This is a genomic window from Veillonella infantium, from assembly GCF_002959895.1.
In the GTDB taxonomy this organism is placed as follows: domain Bacteria; phylum Bacillota; class Negativicutes; order Veillonellales; family Veillonellaceae; genus Veillonella; species Veillonella infantium.
The window spans coordinates 1-14390 of sequence record NZ_PPDD01000015.1; the positions used below are offsets into that span (position 1 = coordinate 1).

The window sequence follows — 14390 nt, forward strand, 5'->3', positions numbered from 1 at the left end:
CTATCACTAGGAGGTTCTTTCCTTTTCTCTAAGAATTTTTACCGACCCCCAGTTTAACTGGGGGTTTAGTCATGCCTATTCGGCGTACAATCAAAAACCCCTTATCTGAGATTAGATAAGGGGTCATGTTTAGTCCTATTATTTTTTAAGACGGCTAATTACTTCATTAGTAATATTTTCGATTTTGCTGTTAGCATCAGCTGCACGGATTGTGTATGGATCATCCAATACTACATCCATTTTTTTCTCAACACGAATGCTTTCAACTGCATTGTGAATTGCTTGCATCATAGGTTGAGCAATTTTGTTGATTTCTTCGTTTTCTTTTTGAAGCAATGGAGCTACAGATTTATTGAATTCAGCTTCTGCTTGAGTTTGATCTTGAATTTTTTCAATTTCTTGTACTTTTTTCTCAATTTGTGGACGGTATTGAGCGTCTACTTGTTGCATTTTCATATCTAATGCACCATAGCCAGGGTAGCTATTTACTACTTGGCTCATATTTACTAAGCCAATGTTAGCAGCACTTGCCACTGCAGCAGTAGCAGACATAGCACCAACGATAGCTAAGGTAGTTAATTTTTTAGATAATTTCATCTGAAATCCTCCTCGAAATAAAAGTGTCACTATACAATCCAATAGTGTACTATTTTTACTATAACAAATCTCGCTAACTTTCACAAGACTATGTTACATAGCATAATAAAGCCCTATGAAATGCTTATGAAAGTCTATAGAAGTTAAAATAATACCCACACGCATGCCCTGAAGCTAAAATTGCAGTCGCTACGGACATATTCAGAGCACACATGTGGGTATTACGGCTTTCACCTATTATTTATAATTCGGTAACGAATTATTGTTCATCGTTAATATAGATGTATTTATCGGATTTCAATTTAGACACGAGGTCAGGCACCAAACCAATGAGACGATCGAAGCTGCTGCTGTAAGGGTTGCCTTTAATGTTGAACAACTCGATGCGTTCACCTTTAATAACGAGGATAGCGCTTGGTTCCATTTTAGCACCACCGCCACCGCCGCCACATTCGTGGTTTTTGTTCGCAGTGTTGTGGTTTGTACCAGTACCAAAACCAAATGTTACGTCTACGAATGGAACAAGTGTAGTATCGCCGATTTGCACAGCTTCGCCTACTACGGTTTCCACTTTGATCATATTTCTGAATTTCTCGAATAGGACTTCCAAATTCTCTTTTACATTACTGTTCTCCATCACAGTACCTCCGCTTTTTATGAAAGTATCTTTGCTATACATACAATACTTAGGTTTATATACTATGTATTTACCTTTATAAGGTACATACATTATTTGTAGACATCCTATATATTGTCTTAATATAGTTTATTTACTTAGTTGACTTAATATATCCTTACGCTGTTTGACCTTGTTCGGCTTTCAGCTTTTCTAACTGCTTAGCTTCCTTCCGTTTAACCCAGAAGACGCGAGCGCTTTCACCCAATAGGGAACGCATTGGTTTAGATAACAAGAATCTTGTACCATGCCAAGCCATGACCGCTAAAATGATGCGCCCTTTAATATGACCACTACCTTCACCGACCCAATTTACATAATCGAGCTCGATGTTCTCAGCTTGCTCAGGCCAAATACTGTACAGCATAGATGCGATAATTCCCATACGATATGGGTCACCGATACCAAATCGACCTTCTATGGCCACATCGCGTGGTTTAGAGTGGTCATAGCATCGCTTCGAAACAAGGAATAGCTGGTGCCATAATTCTGTATTTTGTACATGTTTCATGAACCAGAATGTAGGAATTTTAGATTTAAATGATGCCACCGGATCATTTGGGTCTGGTTTTTCAAAACGATGTTTAACCGTCGTTTTGAGGTCTTTCACCTTTGTAAATACCTTTTCCTTGATAGAACCGTCACTGTTGAAAGTAACACGGCTCACTGTTTCGTCATCGCTTTTAATATGGGATGTTGGATCTTGCTGAATGGAGTCATACCGATCAGCTCGAGCCTGTGCATCCATATCCTTAGAAGTTTGTTCAGGACGTTCAATGCGTTCATTTGGATTTTCAGATCTACCAGCCCCTGGTGATTCTTCATCACCAAAGGTTGCGTTAGAACGTTGAGAGCTCTTCAAATCTTCAAAGCTAGTGCCACTAGAGCTTGCAGAAGGGCCTTGTCCACCCCCTTGCATCGCCTTAGCAAAGGCTTCAGCTTGTGACATATCATCGTCTTCATCCACAACTTTTTGGTATTCTTCGTCTACACGATTTTCAAGCCATTCTTCATAGTCTTTCACAGGACCAATCTTGAGCATACCCAAAATATATAATTCCTTAAAAAATGGTTTGTCCTGCAAATACGCTAGATGCAGTGAAAATACACGCCACAGCCATTTGACACGCACCTCGCCACGATAGGGCGAGCGTCCGTCAACTTCGATGCTATATGTGATTGGTGTCAGTAGGATAATCAAGATGAGTGCTGCAATGATGGCCACAATAACGAGGGCCACAATAGCCACTGTACTCAACCACATCACCTCCTTAGGTGTACCTATGATTAGTTTTCAATACCTTTTCGAGCCATTACGCCTTGAAGGTAGTAGTGTTTAACCTCTTTCATTTCCGTTACAAGGTCTGCCTCGTCGATTAATTCTTGAGGAGCCCCTCGGCCCGTGAATACGAGTTCCGTTTCTGGATGACGAGCATCGAGCAAAGCCTTTGTTTTATCCCATGTAATGAGTTCAAAGAAGAGCGCCATGTTATATTCATCAAGAACGACAAGATCGTACTCTCCACTGCTGATAGCAGCCAGTGCGCGTTCGTAGCCTTTTTCGATGAGTGCTACATAGTCTTTTGGCGGATTACCAGATTCAAAGACAACGACTTCATCGCCCCATTTAGCGAGTTCATCCTTGCTTTTCATCCCTTCTTTGATGATAAAGAATGGCTTGCCCACGGTTTCTAAGGTTAAATTCTGTAAGGTAGGTAAAATAGTATGTTCACTATATACTTTAGATTTCATAAATTGCAAAAAGAGGACTTTCTTGCCAGCACCGATGGCACGGATAGCTAGACCGATAGCAGCTGTCGTTTTGCCCTTGCCTTCGCCGGTATAAACTTGTACATAGGCCTTCATAGATATACCTCCGTTCATATACTTTTATTTTACAATATATATATGCAAAAATAAAGAAAAAGAACTTGTTATTAGTGCATTTGCACGCATAACAAGTTCTTTTTGTATGACTTATATTGAGTTTTTATGTGTCTAATTGCTAATTGGCAAGAAGATCATAGGATCTGTAGGAGATCCATTGAGGCGTACCTCGTAGTGAACGTGAGCACCTGTACTTTTACCAGTACTGCCCATCAAGGCAATTGTTTGACCTTGTTTTACGCTCATACCTACAGTTACAAGTACAGCACTATTATGGCCATAACGCGTTACAAAGCCGTTACCATGATCAATCTCAACGAGATTTCCGTATCCACCATCTGTATACCCTGCAAAGGTTACAATACCTGCAGCAGTAGCCACAACTGGTGTACCATAATCATCCGCAATATCTACCCCTTCATGGAAGGCACCAATAGCACCTGTTACAGGGTCCACACGACTACCAAATGGAGAGGTAATAACGCCCTTGCTCGGCCAGATACTTGGTGTAGTGTTATTCGTAACACCACCAGAGCCAGCTGAGAAGTTAATGGATTGCATAGCCATAAGGTCTTGCGCTCCACCATCACGAAGGATATTACGCATTGTATAGAAGCTAACTAGCAATTTTTGTGCGTCCTTGTCCATTTTGGACAGACGAGCTGATAATTGTGCCGCTGTTAGCGTCTTTACTTCGCTTTCATCAGCGGCTGGCTGCTTTGGGTCGCTACCGTCCCCGCCACCTTGAGATGGTGTGCCAGATTCAGCGCCCTTCAGCATTTGCTTGTTTTCTTCACTAATTTGATTTAAGTTTTGAATTTTCTTATCTAAAACATCTGTCTTTTGTTGTAACAATTTCAGCTGTTCAGATTGTAATTGTGTCTGTTGACGTAATTGCACCACCTCAGCTTGGCGCACGATGCCCCAAATGCCGAGAACCAATGCGGCGATAATTATGATAGAGCTTACAATAGCTGCTATCTTCGCTTGCTTGGTTGTTAATGTCAATATGCAGTTGTCACCATTTCTTTCAACTTTATTTGAAATAAATGCCGGTACTTTCAATACAAACCTTCCTTATTTAGAAACGATGGCGCTCGTTAACGCTTCCTCATTGGTGCGCTCGCCCAACGCTTCGTTCAAACTCTCTAATTCTTCTTGTGAAAGACTTACGAGACTTTTACCTTTCACAATAGGTTTACTAAAAATACGGGATTCGCTACGACCGTAAATACTGGAGATACAGATACCGTTATTGTTGCCATCAAGTAATGTTAGCGCAAAAGACAAATCATTACCGATATTTTCAAAGGCATTATATTTAACAAAGCCAATTTTTTGTATCGTATTGCTTTGAATATTGCGGATCGCCGCTTGTTCGGTCATCATAGTCTCAAGACCCTTAGCAGCATCGCGAATTTCGCTAACCTCTACAGATAATTTACGTTCTAGGCTCGCACCATTGTCCCCTTGCATAAAGAAATCATATTTCTTTTTAAGGCTCCCTAAGCGAATGTGCAAGATTACACAATACACTAACAACGCTATTACAAGGACGATGGTCGCCATGCCAATCCACGGTTGAATCGATTCGAACATGTATATTCCTTCCTATACAATCATTCAAACTCCAACACTTAATTATACCATTCTTATTGTGAAAGTTAAATGACTGCATGCAATTTAATTTAATATGTGTAATGATAGATTAATTATACCTACCCTTTTATTTCGTCAATAAATGGGCTTATCGCTCGTTCTAGTATACCATGTAGAGCCGCTATGAGTACACCGTAATTTACGATTGGTGTGCCTTGTACAACGGCACATTCAATGCGTCGTAACACCTCGCGGCGTGTGAGCATACAAGCACCACAATGGATGATTAAATCATACTGGGATACATCTTTTGGGAACGCTCCCCCACTAGTGAATTCTAGCTGTAAATCTGTATGACCTTGCTTCTTAAGAAGGTTAGGAATCTTTACAGTACCAATATCATCACATTGGCGGCGATGTGTACAGCCTTCACTGATAAGCACCTTAGAGCCTGGTTTTAAATTCTTAATCGCTTCTACACCAGCTACTAAGTCTTGTAATTTGCCCTTAAAACGGGCCATCAAAATAGAGAATGATGTCAGCGAAATTGTATCAGGTGTCAATTCATCAACGCGATCAAAAGCTTGCGAGTCACAGATAACCATCTTAGGTGGATATTTAAGAGAGTTAATCATAGCAGGTAATTCTTCTGTTTGGCATACTAACGCTAAGCCTTTATAATCCAATATTTCACGAATAGTTTGTACTTGTGGCAAAATAAGGCGGCCCTTTGGTGCTGCACTGTCGATAGGACATACAAGAATTATAGTATCCCCCTCTTCTACTAGGCCTTGTAATAGAGTTTGATCCCCTTCTACATCAAGTGGTGTTAACCCACCCAAGAGATCAAGTAATTCTAAACGTTTAGCTTTAGATGTAAAATCAGCTGAACCAATAACAGTAACTAATTCAGATAATCCCTTATGAGTTTCTACATAAGTAGATGCATCTGTTTTATTTTCTATGTTATTTACTTTATTATTTTCTTTGTCAATTTCTGCATTGATTTCATTTATAAATAATGCAATAGGCACATTATTTTGTTTTAATAGGCCTAACCAATGTATATCATCAGTAGTTGGTTCTTCATCGGTACGAAGCACATAAACAGCGAGATTAATCTTTTTCACAACCTCTTCTGTTTTCTCTATCCGCAATGTACCTAATTCAGTTGTATCGTCTATACCAGCTGTATCGGTAATCACCACAGGTCCTAATGGCAAAATCTCCATGGATTTGCTCACTGGGTCTGTTGTTGTTCCTGCCACCTCCGACACAAGAGATACAGGTTGATCTGTTAACATATTAATCAATGTAGACTTACCAGCGTTACAACGGCCAAAAAAGCCTATATGAGCGCGGTTTGCTTTAGGTGTTTGTTCCATAGTCTATCCTTGTTACTTAACGTTTATATTTATTACAAAATATAGTTAATCATCTTACAACAACATGTATTATGATCTACTAAGTTATCTTACAATATTATTATAACTCAATAAAATACCTTATATACAGTAAAAGCGCAGTCCGTAGACTACGCTTTCACCGTGGATTGTAAATTGTATTTATATTATACAGAATTGTTATCTATTTGTCATTACTAAATTCACATAATTCGATTCGAATTTAAGTATATCAATTATACTCTAAATTCTACGGTTTCAGTATCATCTGTGTTATCTTGACCATCCATAAAGGCAATAAGACGTTCTAATTCTGCTTCAGAGGAGAAGGCAATTTCAATCTTACCTTGAACCTTTTTACTAGCACGGAATTTAATATTTACAGGAGACCCTAAGCTTAGTTTTAAACGGTCCATAAGAGCACGTACCTCTGCAGTACTTTGCGGCTTAGCAGCCTTCGCTTTAGGTGTCTTATTTTGCATAGACTTCACAAGGGCCTCTGCTTGACGAGCACTTAAGTCGCCCTCTTTAATACGTTCAGCAGCTTCAATTTGTTGCGCTGCACTACGCAATGCCAACAATGGACGCGCTTGACCTACTGTTAAGTCACCTTCGATGAGATCTTTTTGTACAGAATCACATAATTTTAACAAACGAACCATATTTGCAATATAAGAACGACTGCGACCTAGGCGAGCAGAAATCATTTCTTGGGTTTGTTTATACGTATCCATTAAACCTTGGTATGCCAAAGCTTCTTCAATTGGATCCAAGCCTTCACGTTGTAGATTTTCAACGAGGGCCACTTCTGTCATCTCTTCTGTATTATATTTTTTTACAATAACTGGTACAGTCTCAAGGCCTGCAATGATAGCAGCACGGTAACGACGTTCACCAGCTACGATTTGATATTTATTCTTTTGTTTACGTACTACAATTGGTTGAAAAATACCAAGATTTTTAATAGATTCAGCTAATGTTACTAAACTATCTTCATCAAAACTTTTACGTGGTTGATCTGCATTAGGAACTAACTCGGAGATTGGTAGTTCATGAATCTCCTTTTCAGGCAATACAGACTCTACCGTATCTACCTTCATTAAATTTCCAAGGCCCTTCCCCAAGCCGGATGATTTACTTTTCTTACTTTTTACTTCTCTAGGCATAACTAACCTCTCTCACCTTACATATGTGACTATATATCAATTTGTAACACCCAATTATTTAATAGCCAAGGTATTAGTCTAGTCATTTTAACTATTTAACTAAACAACTAGCTATCTATTTAACGAAACAATTGGCTATCTATTGAACTATTGAACTATTTATTTATTTTTTGAAGCTTTAATCACTTCTTTAGCTAGTTTAGTATATACGTCTGCCCCTTTAGATTTTGGATCATATACGATAATAGGTTCACCATAACTTGGAGCTTCGCTAAGACGTACATTACGTGGAATAATAGTCTTATATACTTTATTGCCAAAGAATTTTTTCACTTCATCAGCAACTTGAATAGATAAATTTGTACGACCATCAAACATAGTTAACAAAACGCCTTCAATTTCAAGATTTTTATTAGATGTTTGTTGCACAATTGTTATAGTTTTTACTAATTGACTAACCCCTTCTAATGCGTAGAATTCACTTTGAATCGGAATTAGTACGCTATCTGCTGCTGTAAAGGCATTTAATGTTAGCAAGCCAAGGGATGGCGGACAATCAATAATGACAAAATCGTATTCGTCACGTACTGGTGCCAATGCTTTTTTTAACATTGTTTCACGTGAAACAACTGAAACGAGTTCCACTTCTGCTCCAGCTAATTGAATTGTTGCAGGCGCTACAAATAGCTTTTTAAGCATTGTAGGCTGAACAATATCAGCAATAGGTTCACCATCGATAAGAACATCGTGTACACAGAGTTCTAAATCATCTTTTTCAATACCTAAACCAGAGCTAGCATTACCTTGTGGATCTAAATCAACAAGCAATACTTTTTTACCAGCATCAGCCAAACAAGCGCTCAAATTCACGGATGTTGTTGTTTTACCAACACCGCCTTTTTGATTAGTAATAGCTATAACTTTGCCCACTTAATTCACCTCACATGTTCGTTTAAAATATTTCGTTTTAATTATAACATAAAACAACGATAATTACGGTAATTACAAATCAAATTCCATAAAAATTATCTATATTTTTCTACTAACTACATTCTTTAATAATACGCATATTTACATATTAACAAATAATATGATTAAATCTTATTTTTAAACCTCATTTTGTATTTCTAAAAAGCTACTATAAGAATTTTAATTGTTTCACGTGAAACAAATTACCTTTACTTCTTCATAGCAAAATTTTGATTTAAAACATATTTGTAAATGTTTCACGTGAAACATTTATGATTAATAAAAATAAATACTAATAATTTACTCTCTTAACATATAATTTTAATAAAAAAATTTATATTGGAAAAATAATTTTGGTATATAAACATATACCAATCATTCAAATTTACACAAAAAAATTTAAATCCAAAATTTATCTAAAAACAATTAATTAAAAATCAAAATTTGGCCAATGAAAATAATTTAGTCAGAAAAAATAAATCATTTAGAAAAAACAATTCATTACAAAGCATTATTAAGATTACAATTATTAATCAAAATTTACTACTAAAATAAAATTTAATATATTGAGCAAAATTTATAGACAAAGTATTAAGACTGTTTCACGTGAAACAATTTAATATAAATATAAAACAGTAAAATTATTAAGTTAATATAATGAGCTAAAACATTTAGAATATCACTAATAATAACTTTTAAGATTAAAATATATTCTGATATAGCTTTAAGTTATATCAATACACCACTAAATTATATGAGAATACAGGCCCTATATGCTTTGACAGGCTTTCATCATATCTATATACTATTAACTAGATAGTAATTAGATTGATTATCTTTAATATAGTTAAATTGATTATATTACATGATCTAAATATATAAATTATAGTAAGCACACACGCTCTACGGATACGCAGAGCTTTTTATTTTTGAAGAGGAGGCGTTTCCATGCCCATCTATAACGGAATGCTTCCTGCCATCGATAAAGCAGAAGTAAAACGATACGCAGGACTTCGTCACGCTGAGGATTTCCCACAACAATATGTAGACGAAGCATGTAAGGAAATCCAATTATTAGCTACACCTAAAGGTGTATATCAAGAATATGATTATGATGCAGAGACAAAAACAATTTTAAGCAATCCACCGCTTAAAATTGAAGGTTCAATCATCGAAAAACACTTAGAAAAATCTACAAAGGTCTATGTATTAGGCGTAACAGTAGGTGAAGATGTAGAAATTCGCAGTGAACAGCTTTTTAAACAAGGTAATTACACTGTAGGTTTATTGCTTGATGCAGCTGCTACAACAGCAGTAGAGCAGGTAGCTGATCAAGTAAATGAAGTTATTAATACAATCGCTAAAAAACAAGGTTATAAACCAACATGGCGATTTAGTCCTGGTTACGGTAACTGGCCACTAGAAATTCAGCCACAATTAGCTAAAATTATTAAAACAGAGATGATTGGTTTGCAAGTAACGGAGAACTATTTATTGTTTCCACGTAAATCTGTGACAGCTATTATTGGATTAATGCCAGCTGACCAGGATATCAATACAAAGCGTGGTTGTACATCTTGTTCCCAAAAGGATTGTGCATCTCGTAAATTACCAGAAAAGGCATCTGTAACCACTAATAATAAAGGAGAAGAGAGCTGTAGTAAAACGACAGCTGAAGCCTCTGGTATCGCTATGAAAGGCCAACCAACAGAATAATGTTTCACGTGAAACATTTTAAAATTTAGGATGATAAAGGAAGATTTTTATGTATATATTTGACGGTGCTATGGGCACAATGCTTCAAGCTGCAGGCTTGGAAGAGGGCTATTGTCCAGAATTATTTAATCTAGAAAAACCAGAAGTAGTAAAGAATATTCACGCTCAATACCTACAACATGGCAGTGATGTTATTACTACCAACACATTCGGTGCTTGTGGTCTTAAGTTAGAAGATTACGACTTACAAGATCGCGTAAGAGAAATTAATATTGCAGCTGTAAAGGTAGCAAAAGAAGCTATTGCAGAGGTTAAACCATCTGCCCGTGTAGCTGGTTCTATGGGGCCTACAGGTCGTTTCTTACAACCATTAGGCAATATGAGCTTTGATTCTATTTATGACACGTACCGTGAACAAGCAGATGCATTGATTGAAGGTGGCGTAGATTTCATTATCATTGAAACTATCATTGACGTACAAGAAATGCGTGCCGCTTTATTAGCATCTCTTGACGCTCGTGAAGCAGCAGGGAAGACAAAAGAAGATGTACAAATCATCTGTCAGTTTTCTTTCAGTGAAGACGGCCGTACTATTACAGGTACACCGCCAGCAGTTGCAACTACTATTGTAGAATCAATGGGTGCAGATATCATCGGCATTAACTGTTCCCTTGGACCTGAACAAATTACACCACTTATTGAGGAAATCGCTAGCGTTACCAACTTGCCAATTAGCTGTCAACCAAATGCAGGCATGCCTCAATTAATTAACAAACAAACTGTATTCCCACTTACAGCAGAAGAAATGGGTCCATTGATGCTTCCAATCGTAGATGCAGGTGCAAGCTATGTAGGTGGTTGCTGTGGTACAACACCAGCTCATATCCAATCTATTTCCGACGCTGTAAAAGCACATACACCTAAAGAACGTGCTCATATTGAACCTAAAACAATCATTACGAGCCGTACTAAATTGTTAGAATTAGGTCATCATACAAAACCGCTTATCATCGGTGAACGTATCAATCCTACAGGCCGTAAAGTGCTTGCTCAAGAATTACGCGATGGCTCTTTCATCCGTGTAAAACGTGATGCGTTAGACCAAGTAGAAGCAGGTGCCGATATCCTCGACGTAAACATGGGCGTAGCAGGCATGGACCAAACTCCATTGATGGAGCGTGCTATCTTCGAATTATCCATGCTTGTTGAAACTCCATTATCTATCGATACATTGGATCCAGCAGCTATGGAAGTAGCCCTTAAAAACTACCCAGGTCGTGCTCTTATCAACTCTGTAAATGGGGAAGAAGAGTCCATCACACACGTTATGCCATTGGCTAAGCGTTATGGTGCAGCATTGCTTTGCTTGCCAATCTGCAGTGGTGACTTACCTGAAAAAGCAGAGGACCGCGTTGCGTTAGCTGAAAGCATCGTAAATCGCGCTTATGGATATGGTCTTCAACCACATGACCTATTACTTGACCCATTGGTATTAACACTTGCTAGCGGTGAAGATAGTGCACGTCAAACATTGCGTACATTACAGCTATATAAAGAGAAATTTGGCTTCCCAACAGTAATGGGCTTGTCCAACATTTCATTCGGTATGCCACAACGTCCATACTTGAATGGTCAATTCTTAACAATGGCCCTTGCATGCGGTTTGACAACACCAATCATGAACCCATTAAACTATCCAGCTAAAAAAGCTTTTGTATCTAGTACAACATTATTAGGCTGGGATCCAGGTTCTGCTCAATTCATTAAAGAATACGGCTACGAAGACGAAACAAGTGCTCCTGGTAACGCTGCTCCAAAAGGTCCTGAAAAGAAATCCTTCGACAGTAATGATCCACTCGCTAATATCCGTGCTTGCGTAGAGCAAGGGGAAAAAGAGGCGATTATAGATCTTGTAAAAAAAGCATTAGCCGATGGCATTGATCCATTGGATCTTACGAAAAAAGGCTTATCGGAAGCGATGAATGTAGTAGGGGACAAGTTCGGTTCTGGTAAATTATTCTTGCCACAAGTAATGCTTGCTGCCGAAACAATGCAGGCTGCTTTCAACACCATTAAAGAAATTATTCCTGCTAGTGAAAGTTTAGATAAAGGTACGGTCGTTGTAGCAACAGTTAAAGGCGACATCCACGATTTAGGTAAAAATATCGTAGCAGCCTTGCTTGAAAACAATGGTTACAAAATCGTTGACCTTGGTAAAGACGTTGATCCAGAAGACATCGTTCAAGCTATTAAGGACAACAAGGCGGCTCTCGTTGGTATCTGTTCCTTGATGACTACAACAATGCCTCAAATCGACAATACTGTGGCTGCTATCCGCGCTGCAGGCCTTAATACTAAGGTCATGGTTGGTGGTGCCGTAGTATCTCAAGAATACGCAGATCAAGCGGGCGCAGATATCTACGCTAAAGACGGCATCGCTGCAGTTAACCATGCCAACGATTTCTTTGAAACTTTAGAGAAATAATTTGTAATAAAGAGGTACATGATGACATTAAGAGAGAAACATCAACAAGGGAAATTCACCATTACTGTTGAATTAGACCCACCAAAGAGCAGTTCTGCTCAAAAGGTATTTGACCAAGCAGCTCGTTTGAAAGGAAAAGTAGATGCTATTAACATCGCTGACAGCCCTATGTCCAAGATGCGTATGAGCCCAATTTCCTTGTCCTATTTGTTACAACATAATAAAGACATCGAAACTATCTTCCACCTTACATGCCGCGACCGTAACATCATAGGCTTACAATCCGAATTACTAGGCGCTGCAGCACTTGGCGTAAATAACATCTTAACCCTTACTGGTGACAAACCAGATAATGGGGACCACCCATTTGCACAATCCGTATTTGAAGTAGACTGTATGGGCTTGCTCAATATCGCTAAAACATTAAATGCTGGTAAGGACTTGGCAGGTAATGATTTAGATGAGCCTACAAACTTCTACATCGGTGCTACTGGCAATCCTGGTGCGCCAGATTTAGAGATCGAGCGTCAAAAATTGGCTGCTAAAATCCAAAATGGTGCTCACTTCGTACAAACACAACCTATTTACGATTTAGAACAAGCAAAACGCTACATCGATAAAATGTCTGAATTCGATGTGCCTATTATGCTTGGCTTAATTCCACTTAAAAGCTTCAAAATGGCTACATATTTACATGAAAAAGTGCCTGGGATCAATATTACACAAGAAATCCTAGACCGTGTAGAAAAAGGCGGTAAAGAAGCGGGTACAGAAATCGCTATCGAAACCTTGGAACAAATCAAAAAAATCGCTGCAGGCGTACATATTATGCCTTTAAACGATATTGATACAACATTACATATCATTGACCACGTATAGGTCATTGTAAAATTATCATATGATAAGAAAAGAGAAAGAGGATGCAAATCTATGATTTGCATCCTCTTGTTGTTTATATTGTGCTTACAAGCAACTATATGCCCCTTTAAAGATTACACTAACGGTTTATCTTTAATTTCTTTTGGCTTACGTGGGTATTGTTTTGGTGTTTTACCTGTTTTTTTGATGTACAGGATAGCTCGTTTATCATCTAAGGTTGGCAGAGTAACAGTACGAACCTCTTCAATCTTCGCTTTTAGTGTACTGAGGGCTTTATTAGATTCTCCCACTTCTTCTTCGTATATAGCGCCTTTTAAAGCAATTACGTAACCACCTTCTTTAACATAAGGAACAGTCCATTCCAAAAGAATAGGTAAACGTGCCACTGCACGACTCGTAGCAATATCGAAGCTTTCACGGTAATCTTGATGACTAAGATCCTCTGCACGGCCATGCAAGGTCGTACAATTCGTCAATTTTAGCTCATCCATAACGGATTCAAGGAAGGTAAGACGTTTTTTCAAAGAATCAAATAGCGTAACCTTGAGGCTACGGTCATATATAGCCAACGGAATACCTGGGAAACCAGCGCCTGTACCAACATCGATGATAGACATGCCGGATTTAATGATATTTGGGTCATAGCAGGAGAGGGAGTCGATCATGTGCTTAACTACAACCTCTTTCATATCTGTAATACCAGTGAGGTTGAGATATTTATTTGTTTCAATCATGCGCGCATAATACACATAAAAGTCCTTCGCTTGCTCTTCCGTACAAGGCAAACCAAATTGGCTCATTTGCTCCATCATGTATGAAACAAATTCAGACTCCGGTGCTATAGGCACATCGTATTTTTCTTTCATAAGCACTCCTAATAAATTATTCAATATTTATATAAAAGTAAAAGCTATCCACAATTATTCAATACAACTCATGTCATATAGCTCATCATATAAATAAATCTATGTAATTAACAATATATGAGATAGTGAAATAGTATTTCTAATTTC

At 38.0% G+C, this 14390-nt stretch carries 13 protein-coding genes; 3 read left to right on the plus strand and 10 right to left on the minus strand.

What is annotated here, in order from left to right:
* Positions 1–138 precede the first annotated feature (138 nt).
* The 9 genes from VCHSUH03_RS09140 to VCHSUH03_RS09180 all read right to left on the minus strand — a co-directional run bounded on the left by VCHSUH03_RS09140 (position 139) and on the right by VCHSUH03_RS09180 (position 8258).
* Complete coding sequence (locus VCHSUH03_RS09140) at positions 139–597, minus strand: OmpH family outer membrane protein (protein WP_039968825.1); 459 nt, start codon at positions 595–597, stop codon at positions 139–141.
* Positions 598–856: 259 nt separating this feature from the next.
* Positions 857–1234: a GerW family sporulation protein gene (locus tag VCHSUH03_RS09145; protein WP_105094849.1), complete on the minus strand. Its 378-nt coding sequence runs from the start codon at positions 1232–1234 to the stop codon at positions 857–859.
* Positions 1235–1391: 157 nt separating this feature from the next.
* Positions 1392–2531, minus strand: a complete 1140-nt coding sequence (locus VCHSUH03_RS09150; protein ID WP_105094850.1) for a hypothetical protein — start codon at positions 2529–2531, stop codon at positions 1392–1394.
* 29 nt (positions 2532–2560) lie between these two features.
* Positions 2561–3139, minus strand: coding sequence for a cob(I)yrinic acid a,c-diamide adenosyltransferase (locus VCHSUH03_RS09155; protein WP_060924854.1), 579 nt, complete (start codon positions 3137–3139; stop codon positions 2561–2563).
* 132 nt (positions 3140–3271) lie between these two features.
* Positions 3272–4225 (minus strand): M23 family metallopeptidase, encoded by a 954-nt coding sequence (locus tag VCHSUH03_RS09160; protein ID WP_105094795.1) that lies wholly within the window; start codon positions 4223–4225, stop codon positions 3272–3274.
* Positions 4226–4237: 12 nt separating this feature from the next.
* Positions 4238–4759, minus strand: coding sequence for a DUF4446 family protein (locus tag VCHSUH03_RS09165; RefSeq protein ID WP_105086124.1), 522 nt, complete (start codon positions 4757–4759; stop codon positions 4238–4240).
* Positions 4760–4878: 119 nt separating this feature from the next.
* Entirely contained in the window at positions 4879–6144 is a 1266-nt protein-coding gene (gene hydF / locus VCHSUH03_RS09170; protein WP_105094796.1) for a [FeFe] hydrogenase H-cluster maturation GTPase HydF, read from the minus strand.
* Positions 6145–6398: 254 nt separating this feature from the next.
* Complete coding sequence (locus VCHSUH03_RS09175; RefSeq protein ID WP_105094797.1) at positions 6399–7328, minus strand: ParB/RepB/Spo0J family partition protein; 930 nt, start codon at positions 7326–7328, stop codon at positions 6399–6401.
* Positions 7329–7487: 159 nt separating this feature from the next.
* The gene (locus tag VCHSUH03_RS09180; RefSeq protein ID WP_105094798.1) at positions 7488–8258 is read right to left on the minus strand and encodes a ParA family protein; all 771 of its coding nucleotides are present in this window, start codon (positions 8256–8258) and stop codon (positions 7488–7490) included.
* A 987-nt stretch (positions 8259–9245) separates the two neighbouring features.
* Here VCHSUH03_RS09180 and VCHSUH03_RS09185 point away from each other — a divergent pair.
* Genes VCHSUH03_RS09185 through VCHSUH03_RS09195 form a run of 3 tightly spaced genes read left to right on the plus strand, consistent with a single transcriptional unit; the run spans position 9246 to position 13377 of the window.
* Entirely contained in the window at positions 9246–10013 is a 768-nt protein-coding gene (locus VCHSUH03_RS09185; protein WP_105094799.1) for a methionine synthase, read from the plus strand.
* 49 nt (positions 10014–10062) lie between these two features.
* Positions 10063–12498, plus strand: coding sequence for a homocysteine S-methyltransferase family protein (locus tag VCHSUH03_RS09190; RefSeq protein WP_105094800.1), 2436 nt, complete (start codon positions 10063–10065; stop codon positions 12496–12498).
* Between the two features lie 21 nt (positions 12499–12519).
* A complete protein-coding gene (locus VCHSUH03_RS09195; protein WP_105094801.1) occupies positions 12520–13377 on the plus strand; it encodes a methylenetetrahydrofolate reductase in 858 nt (285 codons plus the stop codon).
* 113 nt (positions 13378–13490) lie between these two features.
* Here the strand turns inward: VCHSUH03_RS09195 and rsmG are convergent, their stop codons facing one another.
* Complete coding sequence (gene rsmG, locus VCHSUH03_RS09200; protein WP_105094802.1) at positions 13491–14243, minus strand: 16S rRNA (guanine(527)-N(7))-methyltransferase RsmG; 753 nt, start codon at positions 14241–14243, stop codon at positions 13491–13493.
* Positions 14244–14390 lie beyond the last annotated feature (147 nt).